Raw genomic sequence first — 17,967 nt, 5'->3', positions numbered from 1 at the left:
CATCTTTTAAGAATCTACAAAAAAGGAGCCTAAACAGTATGGATTACGCAAAGGAAGCCCTGAAACGGCATGTAGAATGGCACGGGAAGATCGAGATCGTCCCTACCTGCCCGCTGGAAAACAAAGACGACCTCTCCACCGCCTATACGCCGGGCGTCGCGGAGCCCTGCAAGGAAATCAACCAGGACGTCTCCAAGGTTTACAATTACTGCCGCAAAGGCAATCTGGTCGCGGTTGTGACGGACGGCACCGCCGTCCTCGGCCTCGGCGATATCGGCCCGGAAGCCGGCATGCCCGTCATGGAGGGCAAGGCCGTACTGTTTAAGGCCTTCGGCGATGTGGACGCGTTCCCCATCTGCCTGGCAACCAAGGACGTGGAAGAGATCGTCCAGACCGTCAAAATGATCGCCCCCGGCTTCGGCGGCATCAATTTGGAGGACATCTCCGCGCCGCGCTGCTTTGAAATTGAAAAGCGTCTGAAAGCGGAACTGGACATCCCGGTCTTCCACGACGACCAGCACGGCACGGCGGTCGTCACCGTTGCGGCGATGCTGAACGCGCTGAAGCTGGTCGGCAAAGAGCTGTCCGAAATCTCCGTTGTGGTCAACGGCGCGGGTGCGGCGGGCATCGCCTGCACCAGGCTGCTGATGTCCCTGGGCCTGAAGGACGTTGTCCTCTGCGACCGCCAGGGCGCGATCTTCAAGGGCCGCGAGGGCCTGAACCCGGTCAAGGCGGAGATGGCGGAGATCACCAACGCCGCCTGCAAGAAGGGCAGCCTGGCAGACGTGCTGAAGGGCGCGGACGTCTTCATGGGCGTATCCGCTCCCAACATGGTCACCAAGGAGATGGTGCGCAGCATGAACCGCGACGCCATCGTCTTCGCCATGGCGAACCCCACCCCGGAAATCTTCCCGCAGGACGCGCTGGATGCGGGCGCGAAGGTCGTCGGCACGGGCCGTTCCGACTTTCCGAACCAGATCAACAACGTACTGGCGTTCCCGGGCATCTTCCGCGGTGCGCTGGACGCGCGCGCCAGCGAGATCAACGACGAAATGAAGATCGCCGCCGCGCGGGCGATTGCAGAGCTGGTCAAGCCGGAAGAACTGTGCCCGGAGTTCATCATCCCCAACGCTTTGAATAAGGAGGTAGCGCCCGCCGTGGCGAAAGCCGTGATGGAGGCGGCGCGCCGCACGGGGGTCGCGCGCGTTTGAGTATGGAACCGATCAAAGCCGTTATCTTTGATATGGACGGCCTGATGTTTGACACCGAACCCCTGTACGAGCGCACCTGGGGGCAGGCGGTCGCGGAGCAGGGCGGCGTCTTCACGCGGGAAATTCACAACCATATGATGGGCCGCAGCAAGGCGGACTCCGCGCAGATCCTGCGCCGCTTTTACGGCGCGGATTTTCCCGTGGACAAGGTGATCGAGCGGCAGAACCCGCTGTTCTTTGAGGCGCTCAAAACAGAGGATATCCCCGCCAAAAAGGGGCTTTTTCCCCTGCTGGACGAGCTGGAACGGCGCGGCCTGAAAAAAGCGGTGGCTTCCTCCTCCCGGCGGGAAAAGATCGACTTCCTGCTGTTGAAGCACCGGCTCTCAAACCGCTTCACCTGCACCGTCAGCGGGCAGGAAGCCCATGCCAGCAAGCCGGACCCGGCAATTTTTCTGCTCGCGGCGGAAAAGCTGGGCGAAGCGCCCGCCAACATTCTGGTGCTGGAGGACTCCAACGCCGGTATCCGCGCGGCGCATAATGGCGGCTTCCGCTCCGTACTGGTGCCCGACCTGTGCGAATCGGACGAAACCGCCCTGTCCCTCTGCTTCCGCAAGGTAAACAGTCTGGACGACGTGGCGGCGATCATCGACGAGATCAACGGTTGGTACTTTTAGGAACTTTTATCTTCGCCATCATTTTTGGCCAACAAAAACAAGCTGCGCTTTTATACGTTGCGCAATTCTATAAAACGCAAGAACAGCCGCCCTGCCTCAAGCCTTATTACAGGCTTTGAAGCAGGGCGGCTGTTTGTTTGCATTTACACAGAGAAGACTATTATTACAGAACGTATAAAAACCTAACAAAAAAACGCACAGTCTCCGACGTCATCCCTTTCACAATCAGGTTCGGGAGATTTTGCGCAAAATGCGTGTATCCCTCAAGCGTCCAGTCAAACGCATGTATTTTTTTACAGATACAATTCCCTGCTGTTTTCATCTAATGGGTCTTTGTCTGCCATTCCATTTCCCTGTTTTGATCGTTTCATTTGGAACTATATACGGCTGCCTCCGCCAACAGAGACAGCCGTTCTATCCTTTATTCCATTTATGCGTCGTGATACCGGGACAGGAACGCCAGTGTCCGCTCGTTCGTCGTGCTGTCAAACAGCTGCTCCGGCTTCCCCTGCTCCACAATCGCGCCGTCGTCCATAAAGACGACGTAATCCGCCACGTCGCGGGCAAATTTCATCTCGTGCGTGACGACCACCATCGTCATATGCTCCGCCGCAAGCTCCCGGATCACCTTGAGAATTTCGCCGGTCAGCTCCGGGTCCAGCGCGGAGGTCGGTTCGTCAAAGAAGAGGATTTCCGGCTCCATCGCCAGCGCCCGCGCAATGGATACGCGCTGCTGCTGCCCGCCGGAGAGCTGGAACGGATAGGCGTCCGCCTTATCCGCCAGGTTCATCTTCACCAGGAGCTGCCGCGCAGCCTTCTCCGCTTCCTCCTTCGATTTGCCCAGCACCCGGATGGGCGCCTCCGTGATGTTCCGCAGCACGGAAAAGTGCGGGAACAGGTTAAAATTCTGGAACACCAGCCCGATGCGCAGACCGATCTTGCCGCAGGCCGCCTTATCGGCGTACCGGGCCTTCCCGTCCTCGCCGTTCTGCACCAGCTTTTCGCCGCAGATGGTAATATCCCCCGCGTCCACCGTTTCCAGCTGCGTCACACAGCGCAGGAACGTGCTCTTTCCGGAGCCGGAGGGGCCGATGATCGCCAAAACCTCGCCTTTATTCACCCCGACGGAGATGCCCTTGAGGACCTCCACGCCGTCAAAGCTCTTGTATATATCGTTTGCCGTCAATATCTGCATAGCCGTCCCTCCTCAGCGATAGTACGCAAGACGCTTTTCCGCCACGGTGAAGCAGCGCGTCACAATGCCGTTCATCACCAGGTAGAAGACGCCCGCAATCAGGAACGGGGTCATATCGACCGCGGAGGAAACCCAGTTGGAGGTGATCTTCAGCAGCTCCACCACGCCGATTACCTGCGCCAAAGACGTATCCTTGACCAGAGTGATGAACTCGTTGCCCATCGGCGGGATGATGCGCTTGACCACCTGCGGCAGCACAATGCGGAAAAAGGTCTGCTGCCTGGTAAACCCGAGCACCTTGGACGCCTCATACTGCCCCTGCGGGATGCCCTCGATGCCGCCGCGGAAAATCTCCGCAAAATAGGCCGCATAGTTCAGAGCGAACGCCACCTGCGCGGCCAGCACGCGGTCCAGCTGGATGCCGAACAGCGGCTTCAATCCATAGAAGATAAACAACAGCTGCAGCATCAGCGGCGTGCCGCGCATAATCAGGATATACAGCCGGACCGGCAGGTTGATAATCGGATTCTTCGACATGCGCCCCAGGGATACCAGCAGTCCCAGCGGCAGGGAAAACAGCAGCGTGGAAAAAAAGATGCGCAGCGACATGAGCGTCCCTTCCAGCATCTGGGACAGTAAAATCTGATAATTCACGCTGCAACCACCTCCTTTTCCTTCGGTTTCACCAAACTCATTCCGCAGGGACCGTCGTGACGTCCTCGCTGAACCATTTTTCAGAAATTTCCTTAATGGTGCCGTCCGCGGCCATTTCCTTCAGCGCGCCCTCAACCTTCTCCTTCAGCGCGTTATCTGCTTTGCGGAAGCCGATGACGTAATCCTCCTGCGCCAAGGAAGCGTCCGTGCCGTCCTCGTTCTGCAGCACAACGTACGCGCCCGGGTTATTGGTCAGGTAATAGCGGGCCACCACCTCGTCGATCGCAATCGCGTCGATGGTGCCGTTCTGGATTTCCAGCACCGCCTTGGAATAATCGTCGATCTGCACGATGTCCTTCAGGGTGTTTTTGAAATCCGGATTGTCATTCAGCGCAACCTCCGCGGAGGAATCCGCCTGTACGCCGACGGTCTTGCCTTCCAGGTCCTTGAGGCCCTTGTATGCGGAATCGGACTTGACCAGGACGATCTGGTTGTTTTTCATGTACGGAATACTCAGGTTAAATTCGCGGTCGCGCTCTTCCGTCTTGCTGAAACCGTTCCAAAGACAGTCCACGTTGCCGTTGTTAAGCTCCGCGGATTTATTGTCCCAGTTGATCGGCTGGGTTTCCAGCTCAATGCCGAGGTGATTGCAGACTTCGCGCGCCACGTCAATGTCAAAGCCGACGAGCTCGCCCGTCTGGGTGTCGACAAAACCCATCGGCGGGAACGCGTCGTCCAGGCCCAGGATCAGCTTGCCCGCCTGCTCCACCTTGTCCCAGGAGGCGTCCGCTTCCCCGTCCATGCCAGAGGCCATCTCCTGCGAGTTATTGTTCAGTCCCGCCGCGTCGCCTCCGTTTCCCGCATTTGGGGAACCGCAGCCCACACAGCCGATTACCAAAATTGCCGTCAGCAAAAGCGCCCATACTTTTTTCATTTTCTTTACTCCCATCCTTCTTGTCAGATAAAACCCCTCCATACGTATGCGGGAAGATCCCGGCGTGCGCGGAGGGGACTATATGGTATTATTCTAACGGATTAGCAGGATAAAGTAAAGAGGCAAATCCGGGTTTTGTCGATTTTACAGGACAAATTTCCTTCCTGCCTTCCATTCCGCCGTTAACCGCGGCTGAAAAAAGCAGACTGCACATTTTCCCGCGCGGCTTATCCTCATATTCCGGCGCGCCGCATCATATATTGGTAGCGTAACTTGATTAGGGGGGCGTACCATGAAAGGAATTGTGGAAGAGCGCGCAGTGGAGCTCGGCGAATATATCATTGAAAATAAAGCGACGGTGCGGAAAGCGGCCAAAAAGTTCGGCGTGAGCAAAAGCACGGTACATAAAGATGTTGCGCAGCGTTTAAAATATGTGGACCCACAGCTCTACAAGGAAGTAAAAAGCGTGCTGGAGGTCAACAAAGCACAGCGGCACATCCGCGGCGGCATGGCGACCCGGCTGAAGTACAAAAAGGAGCCGGTCGGCGCGGGAACCGCCGGGCACAACGGCTGACCGCCGTTGACACCGCAAAAAAAGTGTGTTATCATGGGGAAAATTGCATAGCATGATCGTTTGCGGGGGGACTTAGCAATAAGTTGAGAAGGTAAAACCTGACCCTTTGAACCTGTCAGTTAACACTGTTGGAGGGAGCAAGCCATATTTTAAGAAAATTTTTGATTAAAATGGAAGCACTCGCTGAAAATGGCGGGTGCTTTTTGTTTTGCCCACCGCATGGCTACGCTTTGGGAGGTGAATGCATGCAGATCACAGTCAATGGAAAAGCGGAAACCCTGTCTGAGCCGGCGACGGTCGCCGGGTATCTGGCGCTCCGGCAGCTGCCGGGCAACGCCGTTGCGGTGGAGTGGAACGGGACCATTCTTTCGCCCGCCGCATTGGACCGCACCGCCCTTTCCGAGGGCGACACGCTGGAAATCCTGCGCTTTGTGGGCGGCGGCTGAATACGCCGCGCCGCATGATGAAACGATGGAATGGAGGAATATATTCATGATAAAGGAAGACGTTTTAAAAATCGGCGGACAGGCCCTGGCCAGCCGCCTGTTCGTGGGGACCGGCAAATTCGGCGACGACCGTTTGATTCCCGAGGTGATCGCCAGATCCGGCGCGCAGGTGGTGACGGTCGCGCTGCGCCGCATGGACTTTGAGGCCCCGGACCACAGCATGCTGCCCTATATTCCCAAGAACTGCATTTTGATGCCCAACACCTCCGGCGCGCGCACCGCCGACGAAGCGATTCGCATCGCGCGGCTGGCGCGCGCCGCCGGCTGCGGCGACTGGATCAAGATCGAAATTGTCTCCGACAACAAATACCTGCTGCCGGACAATCAGGAGACCATCCGCGCCATCGACGTGCTGGCAAACGAAGGCTTTACCGTCCTGCCCTACATGTCGCCGGACCTGATGGCCGCCCGCCGCATGCGCGACGCGGGCGCATCCGCCATTATGCCCCTGGGCGCGCCCATCGGCAGCAACCGGGGGTTAAAGACCAAAGAGCTTGTCAAAATCCTGATCGAGGAAATCGATCTGCCCATCGTGGTGGACGCGGGCATCGGCAAACCCTCCGAGGCGCTGGAGGCCATGGAACTGGGCGCCGCCGCCGTGCTGGTCAACACCGCCATTGCCACGGCAAACGACCCGGTGCTGATGGCGGACGCCTTCGGCGAAGCGGTCCGCGCCGGGCGCAAATCGTATCTGGCCGGGCCGGGCGGCGTGTCCGAATATGCGCAGGCTTCCTCGCCCCTGACCGGATTCCTCCGCTGAGTGGGAGGCGTAAAGATGAGTTTTTATACGCTTTACCGGCAGTACAAGGAATTCCCGTTTGATGAATTCCTGAAAAAAGCGGACGACGCAGCCGTTTTGCGCGCGCTGGGAAAGGAACATAAAACGGAGCTGGATTTCCTGACCCTGCTCTCCCCCGCGGCGGAACGCCATCTGGAGGCGATGGCCCAGCAGGCCAACCGCTTGACACTCTCCCATTTTGGGCGTACCATTACGTTGTTTACGCCATTATATTTGGCAAACATCTGTGAAAACGCCTGCATTTACTGCGGCTTTAACCGGCATAATTCTATCAAACGCTCCAAACTGACGATGGAGGAAGTGGAGCGCGAGGGACAGGCCATCCAGCGCGAGGGCATCAAGCACATCATCATTCTGACCGGCGAATCCCGTGCCGCGACGCCGCCCGTCTATATCGCGGACTGCGTGCGCATCCTGCGGAAATACGTCTGCTCCATCTGCATTGAGGTATATTCCCTGACGGAAGAGGAATACCGGATGCTGTACGACGCCGGCGTGGACAGCTTCACCATGTTTCAGGAAACCTACAACGAGGACCTGTACCCCACCCTGCACCCCAGCGGACCGAAGCACGACTACCGGAACCGGCTGGACAGCCCGGAGCGCGCCTGCCGCGCCAAATACCATGGCGTCAATCTGGGCGCGCTGCTCGGCTTGGACGACTGGCGCAGGGAAACCTTTTTCACCGGCCTGCATGCCAGGTACCTGACGGACCGCTATCCGGACACCGACGTCGCCGTTTCCCTGCCCCGCATCCGCCCCTGCCCCGGCGAGGGCGGGTTTCATCCCGCGTGCGATGTGACGGACGCGGCGATTGTGCAGGCCATGACGGCCTACCGCTGCTTTTTGCCGCGGCTGGGCATCACGGTTTCCACGCGCGAGGAACCGTCGTTCCGCGACAATCTGATCGGGCTGGGGGTCACCAAAATGTCCGCCGCATCCGTCACCGAGGTGGGCGGCCACGCCGAAGAGGCAAAAACCGAAGGACAGTTTGAAATCTCCGACGGACGGGACGTGGAGGAAATGTCTGACGCGATCCGCCGCAGGGGATATCAGCCAGTATATAAGGATTGGGATATTTTATCAAATGAGTGAGTATCTTTTCTGCCAGGGCCTCAAACAATATCTGCATGGCGCACAGCTCCAGCGCATCCGGCAGACCCGCGTCGGGATTGCCGGACTGGGCGGGCTGGGCTCTAACGCGGCGCACTTTCTGGTCCGCTGCGGGTTCTGCCGCCTGACGCTGGCCGACTTCGATTATGTGGAGCCGTCCAACCTCAACCGGCAGTTCTATTTTCCCGACCAGCTGGGAAAGAGCAAGGTGCAGGCGCTGCGGGAAAACCTGCTGCGCATCAACCCCGGCTTACAGCTGCGGTGCGAGCACGTGCGGGTCAACGCGCAGAACGCCGCCCAGCTCTTCGCCGGCTGCGACATCTGGATCGAGGCCTTTGACACGCCCGCCTGCAAAGCCATGCTGGTCCACGAGGCAAACCATCTGCGCAAACCTATTGTCACCGCTTCCGGCATCGCGGGTTACGGGCATACGGACACGATTTCCGTCCGCCGCATGGGGGACTTTCTCTATGTTGTGGGGGACGGCGTGTCCAGCACGGACGATCTGCCGCCGCTGAGTCCGCGCGTCGCTCTGGTTGCAGCCAAGCAGGCGGACGTCGCTTTGTGCATTGCACTGGGAGAAACCGATCAAATTTGTTAATTGTTCCATTGCTTTTTCTCCGGTCCTCCCGTATAATATTAATAATAATTATTAATTTAAGTTTGAACCCTTTCAAACAGAAAGGAGGACCTATGAACGAATTGCATCCCGCATTGCTCGCTTTGGCGGGCACGGGGTTCACGTTTTTATGTACCGCCGCGGGTGCGGCCATGGTCTTTTTATTCCGGGGTGAAATCAAAGCTTCCTTCCAGCGCATTTTTCTCGGCTTTGCCGCGGGCGTGATGATCGCCGCTTCCGTCTGGTCCCTGTTGATTCCCGCCATTGAGATGGCGGAGGACGCGGGCGGGATCGGCTGGGTTCCCGCCGCGGGCGGGTTTGTGCTTGGCGGGTTGTTCCTGCTGGCGCTGGATCGCCTGCTGCCCCACCTGCACCCCGGCAGCAGCGAGCCGGAGGGGATTTCCTCCTCCCTGAAGCGCACGACCATGCTGGTCTTTGCCGTCACGCTGCACAACATCCCGGAGGGCATGGCAGTGGGTCTTGCCTTTGCCCTGTCCATCCAGACCGGCAGCCCGGTCACCATGGCGGGCGCGATGGCGCTGGCACTGGGCATGGGCCTGCAGAATTTCCCGGAGGGCGCGGCTATCTCCCTTCCCCTGAAAAAGGAGGGGCTTTCCAACACAAGATCCTTTGTGTACGGCGCGCTGTCCGGTATTGTAGAACCGATCGGCGGCGTGCTGGCCGTGCTGATCGCGGGCTCGATCACCCCGCTGATGCCCTGGTTCCTGGCTTTCGCCGCCGGCGCGATGATTTACGTCGTGGTGGAAGAGCTGATCCCGGAAGCGCATCTGGGCGAGCACTCCCACGCGGGCACCGCGGGCGTCATGCTGGGCTTTCTGGTCATGATGATCCTCGACGTGGCGCTGGGATAAGATGTAAGAACGAACAAAAAAACCGTACCGCAGAAAACGCATTCTGCGGTACGGTTTTCTTTTTGCGCTTTTAAAAGAAAGTCAGGTAGGGAAGCAGGTTGATGCGGTCTTGCAGTAAGAACCAAATATGATACAGCAGGCCAAAACACAGCACAGCCCCCAGCGCATAGCGGTAATAGGCCTCCCTGCGCAGGAAGCGGCTCCTGCCCAGACGGTATTGCCGCAGCTGTTCCATGCGCTCTTCCCTGTTACTATTCTTAAAGTTTGCCGCTTCTATTGGAGCGGGCATTTCCACGCGGACCGCCTGTACCAGCTCCGGAACCAGCAGAATGGCGCTGATAAAAAATATATTGGCAACGCGCTGGAACAGGAAGTGCTTGCAGGTCATAATGAACAGCAGCCCGGCATACAGGGAAAAGTTTATCAGCACAACGTTTCCCGGCCTGCGGGCAAGCAGCGGCTTTTTCATAATCAGCGCCGCAAACAGCATTAAAACAGGGATCAGCGCGGTCTGCCAGCTGCGCCCATGCATAAAATAGCGCCCTGTCTCGCTGGCGTAGCCCTGGTAAACAAATTGTGTAACAAAGGTAAACAGCGGCCAGGAAAAAATCAGGACCAATACCGTCGCCGCCGCGTAAACGCTCACGCTTTTCCAATTGACCGGGATTTGCGCCAGAAAATAGACGGGGATCAATAGCAGCATGGATTTGTGGAAGGAAGATGCCAGCAGAACCAGCAGCAGGTAAGGAAGCGGCCGCCGGTTCTGCAGAAAGCGGATGGCAAACAGAAAGACACCGATCGCAAGGGATTGACGGATGAAACTGAGCGTATTGCCGAAAAAGTTGAAGCTGACAAAAACAAACATCCCCAGCCAGGGTATCGCACAATCGCGGTACAGCACAATCGCGGTCATGCCCACGATCAGCACGGCTACCGCCGTCATAAACACATGTACATTCCCAGTCATCAGGGAAAACAGATAATTGAGCAGGCTGAAACCGAATTCCACGCGGTAGGGATTCTCCGGGCCGGTCAGGAACGCCCAGCCGCCCGATCGCACCTGCTCAAAATAATCCTGATAAACGCCGTAGTCAATCCCGACCGTTTCCGACCGCGCCGCTGAAAAGAGCACGAGAATCACAGAAACCAGGCACAGGAAAAACGCATCCCTTTCGCCGCTGGAATTCCACTCGCACAGGAGCAGCCCCAAACCAGCAATATAAATCAATAACAACACGTAAGACAGCATCCGGATCCCTCCTCTATCCTGTTCATTATAACAATACTGGAATTTCTCTGCAATCCCCTGCTAAAAATCCACATAAAGTCGTTGTATTTTTATAAATACTTTCTCTTTCTCCTTTGGTATAGTAATTTCATATAGATGTAGACGCAAAACATCGATTGATTACAACAAGGAGTGGAAGCATTCATGAGAAAAGGAAAACTGTGGAGACGGGCGGCCGCCTGTGTCCTGGCGGTCTCCATGCTATGCAGCATGGCGCTGCCGTCCGCCGCTGCGGTCTCAGAAGCAGACCGCCGGGGAAACGCCAACTATCTTGCAAACCAGGGGGAACTGCTGGAAACGCCCCTGATTCAATTGCCCCTGGGCGCGGTTAAAGCGCGCGGCTGGCTGGAAAACCAGCTGCTTTTGCAAAAGGACAACCTTACCGGCAACATGCATCTTTATAACGACTACAACAAAGAAACCAGCCAGTGGCTGGGCGCCTCCAGCGGCGACGACTGGGAGCGCGGCCCCTATTTCCTGCGCGGGCTGGTCGCTCTGGCCTATGAGCTGGACGACGCCGGTTTAAAAGCCGAGGCGCAGGAGTGGATCGATTGGGCCATCGAGAGCCAGCGCGACAGCGGCCTGTTCGGCCCGCGCAACGACAGCTGGTGGTCCCGCATGCCGGTTTTGATGGCCATCCGTGACTATTACGAGGCGACGGAAGCCGCCGGGGAACCGGACGAACGCGTGCTTCCCTTCATGGAAAAATATTTCCGCTATCAGCTCGATGAACTCCCCCGCCGTCCGCTGAGCAACTGGGCGGACGCGCGCGGCGGCGACAACATCGACAGCGTGTTCTGGTTCTACAACCGCGTGTATGATCCGGCAAACCCGGATGCCAGCCAATGGCTGCTGGACCTGGGCACCCTGCTGCTGAGTCAGACGACCAACTGGGAGGACCAGTACAACAATACCACCGTGCGCCAGCACGTGGTCAACACCAGCCAGGGCATGAAGACCCCGCCGGTCTACTACCAGCTGGACCAGAGCGAGAAATACCGCACTGCCCTGCAGAACGGTATCTTTAACATGAGTCTGGACCACGGCCGCATCGACGGCCTGCCCAACTCCGATGAAGCCGCGCGGGACAACCGTTCCACCCGCGGCTCCGAGACCTGCGGCATCGTGGAGGGACTGCTCTCCATGGAAATCGCGCAGAAGGTTCTGGGCGACGCGTGGATCGGCGACCAGATGGAGCGCCTGGCCTACAACGCGCTTCCGGCGGCCTATACGCCGGATTTCTCCGGGCACACCTATTATGTCCTGCAAAACCAGGTGATGGCGACGCTGGGCAACCACGAATTCGACTGCGACCACGGCGACAGCTCCGCGTTCGGCGCGCCGCTGGGCTTTGACTGCTGCTATTCCAACTGCCACATGGGCTGGCCGAAATTCGTGCAGAACATGTGGATGGCGACCGCCAACGACGGCCTGGCGCTCGTGGCCTACGGCCCGAACAGCGTCACCGCGAAGATTGCAGACGGCAAAACCGCCAAATTTGTACAGGAAACCGATTATCCGTTCAAGGACGCCGTACATCTGACCTACAACGGCGACGCGGCGGAATTTGAACTGAAGCTGCGCATCCCGGCGTGGTGTGAAACGCCCGTCGTAACCGTCAATGGGAACGTTCAGCCCGGCGTCGTTTCCGGCGAATATTTCACCATGACCCGCGCATGGACGGCGGGCGACGAGGTCGACCTCCGCCTGCCCAGCGAGATTGAAACCTCCACCTGGTACAACGATTCCGTCGCGGTGGAAAAAGGCCCGCTGGTGTACGGCCTCAAGATCGACGAGGACTGGCGCACTTATGACAGCAACGACGCGCGCGAGCTCAAGGTCGAGCATCAGGAACAGTCCCCCCTGCGCGAAATCTTCCCCGCCAGCAAATGGAACTATGGCCTGATCGTCGATGAGGACGACCCGGCTTCCAGCTTTGTAATTGAGGAACAGGAAGACGTGGCATTGCAGCCGTTCAGCACGGACAACGCGCCCGTCGTGCTCAAGGCAAAGGGCCAGATCATCCCCGAGTGGCAGCTGGACGGCAACATCGCCGGCCCGCAGCCCTACGGCCCCACCCCCTACGACGAAAGCCTGGTAGAAAATATCGAGCTGATCCCCTACGGCTGCGGCCGTCTGCGCATCACGCATTTCCCGCGCATCGGCGAGGCGGCGGACACCGTTGTCCGGACCGCAGAGCGCGACTCCAAAAATATCCGCCACAATGGCGCAACCTATCAGGAATTTGACAACGTTGTGGTTCCCGCGGCGGCAAATTACACCCTGCGCGTCGCCGGACAGGGCGCGGGCGCCATCGTAATCAACGGCAAATACAGCAGCGCGATCGATCTTTCCACCGGAGAAGCGACCATTGAAAACCTGAAAAATCTGCTTTCCGGCGGTTTCTGCTTTGACGCAAAGCAGTACAACAACATCCGCTTTACCAGCGATGTGCAGGTGGATGAAATCGAAGTGATCCCGGTGGACCGCAGTATTACGGATATTCAGGTCGGTTCTTCCCGCCGCACCGGCGACAGCATCAAAATCGCCACGAACCTGGATCCGCAGGAGACCCCGTACCGCGTGGTTTACGGCACGGAACCCGGCGCGTACACACAGACCGCGCGCGGTTTCAGCTCCGGCACAGCAACCCTCACCGGACTGGATCAGGAGGCGACGTATTACGCCAGAGTGATCGCGCCCATCGGCGGCGTGGAACAGGAATCGGAAGAAATTACCTTTGAACCGGCCTCCTCCGGCGGCCTCAAGCCGAATCCGAACGTACCGGCGGCAACCTACAACGGCTTTAACTCCCTGAACTACATGGAACAGGATTGGAAATTGTACGATCCTCAGGGCAAGGTTGCGCTGCAGTCCAGCGAGGACGGCTCCAAAACCCAGATCCGCTTTGAAAAAGGCCCGGACGTCAAAGCCGTTCTGAATTTGCAGGATGCGGAAACCTGGGTCGACTACGTGGCAGAAACAGAGCTTTCCGTCGATCTCGTCAACAATAACAACTGCGGCATGATTCTCCGCGGCACACAGATCGGCAACGGTCCCGACAATTACCACGGTTACTTTGTCGGCATCGGCATGCTGAACGTCAACAAGCTTCCGGAAACCGGCAGTTCTTACAGAGGCCCCGGCCTGATGATCGGTTTTGCAAACGGCAACTGGAACGACCTCAAGCCGATGCGCCTTGACATCCGGCCCGGACAGACCTACAAGCTGAAGGTTGTGGTATACGGCAGCCAGTTCGCAGTCTATCTGGACGATGAACTGATTACAACCTTTGAGGACGAGCGCTTTGACAAGGGAACCATCGGCCTGCGCTCTTATAACGAAGCCTTCACCGTGCACAACGCGACGGTACGCCCGATCGAAGAAGCCGACCTGGCGGTCTTCTCAGAAGGCGGCGAAGAGCAGCCCTCCGACTGGCCGCCCTATGTGGAAGCGAATTTCTCCGACGACTTTACGAATGCGGATGAATCCAACGCCCACTGGACCAAAGTTGGCGACGCCGGCCTGATTCAGATCGCAGACGGGAAACTTTCTCTTGGCAGAAGCACCAACGTCAAAGCGACCGCGGGCAACGAAGCATGGAGCGACTTCGCTTATCAGGCGGAGGTACAGCTCGGCAACGGTGACGGCAACTCGGGCATCATCTTCCGCACCAGCCGGGAAGGCTCCGGAGCGGACAACTACTACGGCTATTACTTCGGCATCAGCGGCAGCAATTATGAGATCGGAAAAGCCAGCAACGGCTGGACCTCCCTGCGCAATGAATCCTATCCGCTGGACGCAGGCCCGCACACGCTGAAAGTTCTCGCCTATCACAACTATCTGGCCTTCTACATCGATGGCAAGCGCGTCACAACCCTGATGGACGACACGCACAAGACCGGCAAAATCGGCCTGCGCGGCTACAACCGCGCCTATGAGGTGGATCATGTGCTGGTCCGCCCGCTGACGGAGGAGGAGATCAAAGAGATCACCACCCAGACAGTGGACGAGAAGGAAATCACCGTCGATTCCTCCTGCAACACCCTGCGCATCTCCTATCCGAAGACCGGCAATGCCACATCCTTCAAAGCGCTGGTCGGCACGGAGCCCGGCGTATACACAGACGAATACGTGGACTTCCATTTCAACGGCTATAAGGGCTCCGGCCCCTTCACCGCAGACAAAACGGCTGTCAGCGTCCCGGAAAACGGCACTTATTATGTGAAATTCGTCGGTCTGAACGGTACCAGCACGGTCATGACCTCCAACGAGGTAAAAATCGCTTCCGATTACCGTGCGGATACCACCGAGGACCGCGAAAAGCTGGCGGCGATGCTGGCGGAAGCCAAATCGCTGGATACCGCCGCCTTTACGCAGACCAGTCTGGCCCGCCTTGAGCGCGCAATCTCCGACGCGGAAGCCATGCCGGAAAACGCCAGCCAGATGGACGTCGCCCTGACAACCCGTCTGCTCTACTCCGCGATGAACGCCCCGTCCTCCGAGGACTTCACCCCTGTTACCCCGCCGGAAACCGGCAAGGTCTCCGTGCGCTACACGGTCAACACAAACCTCACTGTCAACGGCGAGGAGCAGCCGCTCTCCGATCTGATCGGCCTGTATACCGCGGAGACGGACGAGAACCTGACCCTGACCTTTGTCCCGGCCATAGAGGGCCGCACGCTTCTCTCCGCCGCCTGCAACGGCAGGGACCTCTCCTCTCAGATCAACTTTGACAGCGAGACCGGAGAAAGCGCCTTCACCTACACCGCCAAGCCGGGCGACACACTGCAATTCACCTTCACTCTGGTCAACAAAATGATCCTCCGCCAGATCATCGAAACGGCGGAAGCGCTGCAAAACGGACCGGAATACGAGACGGCAATCGGCACGGTGCAGACCGCGTTCGACAACGCGCTGAAAAATGCACAGGCCGTATACGTTGACCGGACTGCCTCCCAGGAAACGGTTGACGATGCCTGGTCCCGGATGCTCAAAGCCATCCATCTGCTGAGCTTCGCGGAAGGCAGCACGGATGAGCTGGAAACCCTGCTGTTCATTGTCGACGCCCTGAACGAAAACGGCTACACCCCGGCAAGCTGGGCGACGCTGCAGACCGCCGCAGACGAGGCCAGAGAACTGATCGCCGATCCGGAGCCGCTGAAGGCGGATGTGGACAAGGCCTATAAAGCGCTGAAAGACGCCTTGATGAACCTGGTTGAGGCGAATGACAGGGAAATGCTGCAATATTACTTTGACACCGCTTCCGGCATCGACCTCGACCTGTATCTGGAAGCCGGAAAAGACGCGTTCCGCGCGGCGCTTGCCAATGCGGAAAAGGTCCTGAACAATGCCGACGCCACACAGGAGGAAATCGACGACGCGGCTTCCACACTCAGCGAAACCATGGCAAATCTGCTCCTGATCCCGAACAAAGACGCGCTGAAGGCTTCCGTCGAGAAAGCGGAAACCGTGGATACCAGCAAGTACACAGCGGCAAGCGTCCGCACCTTCCAAAAGGCGCTGGACAACGCCAGAAGCGTATTAAACAACCCGCAGGCGACCGAGCAGCAGGTGCAGTCCGCGGACAAACAGCTGACCAGCGCACAGAACGCACTGGCTGTCAAGAATACCGGCAAGAGCAGCAGTAAAACCACCCGCACCGCACCCGCCAACACCTACGGCGCGGAGGGCACCGCAGCAGTCGGCGCAGACGTGGCAAAAGCCGCGTCCGTCGTCTCCGACACCACCGTCAACTTTACCCTGAAGAGAGGCAGCGCGTACTGCTTCAAGATGACGGTCGTCAACGGCAGCGGCCAGGCCCCGAGCTTCACCGTGGGCAACGGCGATGTGCTCAAGACCCAATTTGTCGCACAGATCGGCAATGTCTATTACTACAGGGTCTGGGCGGTCGGCGCACCGGGCGCAAGCACCGGCGCCTACACCACTCTCAATGGACAGACCGTCCAGCACTGCGCGGTGACGATCGGCTAACCCCCTGCTGCAAACAGAACTTCTCAAAACAATGGTTCCAAGGCCATCCGGAATCCGCCGGGTGGCCTTATCCTTTTTAAAATAGTCAAACATTTGAACAAAACAATCATATTATCGCAAATACATCTCTTTTTACATTTGCTATACTGAAACTAAACAATAAGGCGGTTTAACCGCCAAAAAAAGAGGAGTGTGTACATGAAAAAGAGAAGCTTCCTTTGGAAACGGGCCGCCGCCTGTATCCTGGCGGTTTCCATGCTGTGCAGTATGGCGCTGCCGGCGGCAGCGGAGACAGCCTCCGCCGCATCCGGAAATCAGAACTACACGGCAAATCAGGGTGAACTGAGGGAAAACCCGCTGATTCAACTGCCGCTGGGCGCGGTTCAGGCGCGCGGCTGGCTGGAAAACCAGCTGTTGCTGCAAAAGGACAACCTGACCGGCAATATGAAAAAGTTCAATAACTACAACTACGAAACCAGCCGCTGGCTCAACCACACCAAGGGTGACGACTGGGAAAAAGGCGTCTATTTCTTCCGCGGCCTGGTCGCGCTGGCCTATGAGCTGAACGACGAAGCGCTGAAGGAAGAAGCCCAGCAGTGGGTGGAGGCCATTCTCAGCAGCCAGATGGAATCCGGCAACTTTGGCCCGACCAGCAGCCAGAACAGCTGGTGGTCCCGCATGCCCGCACTGATGGGCCTGCGCGATTATTATGAGGCAACCGCCCATCTCGGCACGCCCGACGAGCGCGTGCTCCCCTTCCTGGAGAAATACTTCCGCTTCCAGCTCCGTGAGCTGCCCGGCCGGCCGTTGAGCGACTGGGCGGACGCGCGCGGCGGCGATAATCTCGACGTGGTGTACTGGCTGTACAACCGCGTTTACGATTCCGCTGACCCGGAGGCCAGCGATTGGCTGCTGGAACTGGGTACCATCCTCAACAAGCAGACCTGGAACTGGCAGGATATGTGCAACAACGGTACCGTCCGCCAGCACGTCGTAAACATTACACAAGGTATGAAAATGCCTCCTGTTTACTATCAGTATAGTAACTCTGAGGCGGACAAGACCGCCTACCGCAACGGCATCTTCAATTACGGCCTGGACCACGGCCGCATCGACAACCAGCCTAACGCCGACGAGGCGTCCCGCGACAACCGTTCCACCCGCGGCACGGAAACATGCAGCGTGGTCGAAGCACTGCAGACTGCGGAAATCTCCGAGCGCATCTTCGGCGACGTCTGGACGGGCGACCACATGGAACGCCTGGCCTACAACTCCCTGCCCGCCTGCTTCACGCCGGACTTCTCCGGGCAGTCCTACTATCACCTGCAGAATCAGGTCATTTCCACCGTCGGCTACCATGAATTCGACTGCGACCACGGCGACGATATCGCCTACGGCGCGCCGGCCGGCTTTGAGTGCTGCTTCCCGAACTGCCACATGGGTTGGCCGAAATTTGTGCAGAACATGTGGATGGCGACCGCCAACGACGGCCTGGCGCTCGTGGCCTACGGCCCGAACAGCGTCACCGCGAAGG

At 58.2% G+C, this 17,967-nt stretch carries 14 protein-coding genes and 1 riboswitch; of the genes, 10 read left to right on the top strand and 4 right to left on the bottom strand.

Annotated elements, in window-relative coordinates:
• Positions 1-38 precede the first annotated feature (38 nt).
• Both I4V53_RS04625 and I4V53_RS04620 read left to right on the top strand, forming a co-directional pair.
• On the top strand, positions 39-1,211 hold the full coding sequence (locus tag I4V53_RS04625) for an NAD(P)-dependent malic enzyme (protein ID WP_195984216.1): 1,173 nt from the start codon (positions 39-41) through the stop codon (positions 1,209-1,211).
• A 2-nt stretch (positions 1,212-1,213) separates the two neighbouring features.
• Complete coding sequence (locus tag I4V53_RS04620; RefSeq protein ID WP_286167035.1) at positions 1,214-1,885, top strand: HAD family hydrolase; 672 nt, start codon at positions 1,214-1,216, stop codon at positions 1,883-1,885.
• A 430-nt stretch (positions 1,886-2,315) separates the two neighbouring features.
• Here I4V53_RS04620 and I4V53_RS04615 read toward each other — a convergent pair whose 3' ends face one another.
• Genes I4V53_RS04615 through I4V53_RS04605 form a run of 3 tightly spaced genes read right to left on the bottom strand, consistent with a single transcriptional unit; the run spans position 2,316 to position 4,668 of the window.
• Entirely contained in the window at positions 2,316-3,080 is a 765-nt protein-coding gene (locus tag I4V53_RS04615) for an amino acid ABC transporter ATP-binding protein (protein ID WP_195984214.1), read from the bottom strand.
• Between the two features lie 12 nt (positions 3,081-3,092).
• Positions 3,093-3,734 carry an amino acid ABC transporter permease gene (locus I4V53_RS04610; protein WP_050699114.1) on the bottom strand — a complete coding sequence of 214 codons (642 nt, stop codon included), beginning with the start codon at positions 3,732-3,734 and terminating at the stop codon, positions 3,093-3,095.
• Between the two features lie 37 nt (positions 3,735-3,771).
• Complete coding sequence (locus I4V53_RS04605) at positions 3,772-4,668, bottom strand: amino acid ABC transporter substrate-binding protein (RefSeq protein ID WP_286167031.1); 897 nt, start codon at positions 4,666-4,668, stop codon at positions 3,772-3,774.
• Positions 4,669-4,960: 292 nt separating this feature from the next.
• Here I4V53_RS04605 and spoIIID point away from each other — a divergent pair, with 292 nt between their 5' ends.
• From spoIIID to I4V53_RS04575, 6 genes are all read left to right on the top strand, one after another.
• Entirely contained in the window at positions 4,961-5,242 is a 282-nt protein-coding gene (gene spoIIID / locus I4V53_RS04600) for a sporulation transcriptional regulator SpoIIID (protein ID WP_195984213.1), read from the top strand.
• 54 nt (positions 5,243-5,296) lie between these two features.
• A riboswitch (TPP riboswitch) is annotated at positions 5,297-5,396 on the top strand.
• A 91-nt stretch (positions 5,397-5,487) separates the two neighbouring features.
• On the top strand, positions 5,488-5,688 hold the full coding sequence (gene thiS, locus I4V53_RS04595) for a sulfur carrier protein ThiS (RefSeq protein ID WP_195984212.1): 201 nt from the start codon (positions 5,488-5,490) through the stop codon (positions 5,686-5,688).
• Between the two features lie 46 nt (positions 5,689-5,734).
• Positions 5,735-6,508, top strand: a complete 774-nt coding sequence (locus tag I4V53_RS04590) for a thiazole synthase (protein ID WP_195984211.1) — start codon at positions 5,735-5,737, stop codon at positions 6,506-6,508.
• 15 nt (positions 6,509-6,523) lie between these two features.
• Complete coding sequence (gene thiH, locus I4V53_RS04585; protein ID WP_195984210.1) at positions 6,524-7,642, top strand: 2-iminoacetate synthase ThiH; 1,119 nt, start codon at positions 6,524-6,526, stop codon at positions 7,640-7,642.
• Entirely contained in the window at positions 7,635-8,261 is a 627-nt protein-coding gene (gene thiF / locus I4V53_RS04580; RefSeq protein WP_195984209.1) for a sulfur carrier protein ThiS adenylyltransferase ThiF, read from the top strand. The genes thiH and thiF overlap by 8 nt, the downstream gene beginning before the upstream one ends.
• A 92-nt stretch (positions 8,262-8,353) precedes the next feature.
• Positions 8,354-9,151: a ZIP family metal transporter gene (locus tag I4V53_RS04575; protein ID WP_195984208.1), complete on the top strand. Its 798-nt coding sequence runs from the start codon at positions 8,354-8,356 to the stop codon at positions 9,149-9,151.
• 70 nt (positions 9,152-9,221) lie between these two features.
• Here I4V53_RS04575 and I4V53_RS04570 read toward each other — a convergent pair whose 3' ends face one another.
• The gene (locus I4V53_RS04570) at positions 9,222-10,400 is read right to left on the bottom strand and encodes an EpsG family protein (protein WP_195984207.1); all 1,179 of its coding nucleotides are present in this window, start codon (positions 10,398-10,400) and stop codon (positions 9,222-9,224) included.
• A 183-nt stretch (positions 10,401-10,583) separates the two neighbouring features.
• Between I4V53_RS04570 and I4V53_RS04565 the strand changes: the two genes are divergently transcribed.
• Together I4V53_RS04565 and I4V53_RS04560 are read left to right on the top strand one after the other, a co-directional pair.
• Complete coding sequence (locus I4V53_RS04565) at positions 10,584-16,433, top strand: 3-keto-alpha-glucoside-1,2-lyase-like domain-containing protein (protein ID WP_195984206.1); 5,850 nt, start codon at positions 10,584-10,586, stop codon at positions 16,431-16,433.
• 198 nt (positions 16,434-16,631) lie between these two features.
• Positions 16,632-17,967, top strand: a 1,336-nt coding sequence (locus I4V53_RS04560) for a glycoside hydrolase family protein (protein WP_195984205.1), incomplete at its 3' end; no start/stop codon positions are given.

The sequence above is a fragment of the Clostridium sp. D33t1_170424_F3 genome (assembly GCF_015667585.1).
In the GTDB taxonomy this organism is placed as follows: Bacteria; Bacillota; Clostridia; order Oscillospirales; family Acutalibacteraceae; genus Anaeromassilibacillus.
This window is presented reverse-complemented; position numbering and strand designations above follow the sequence as displayed.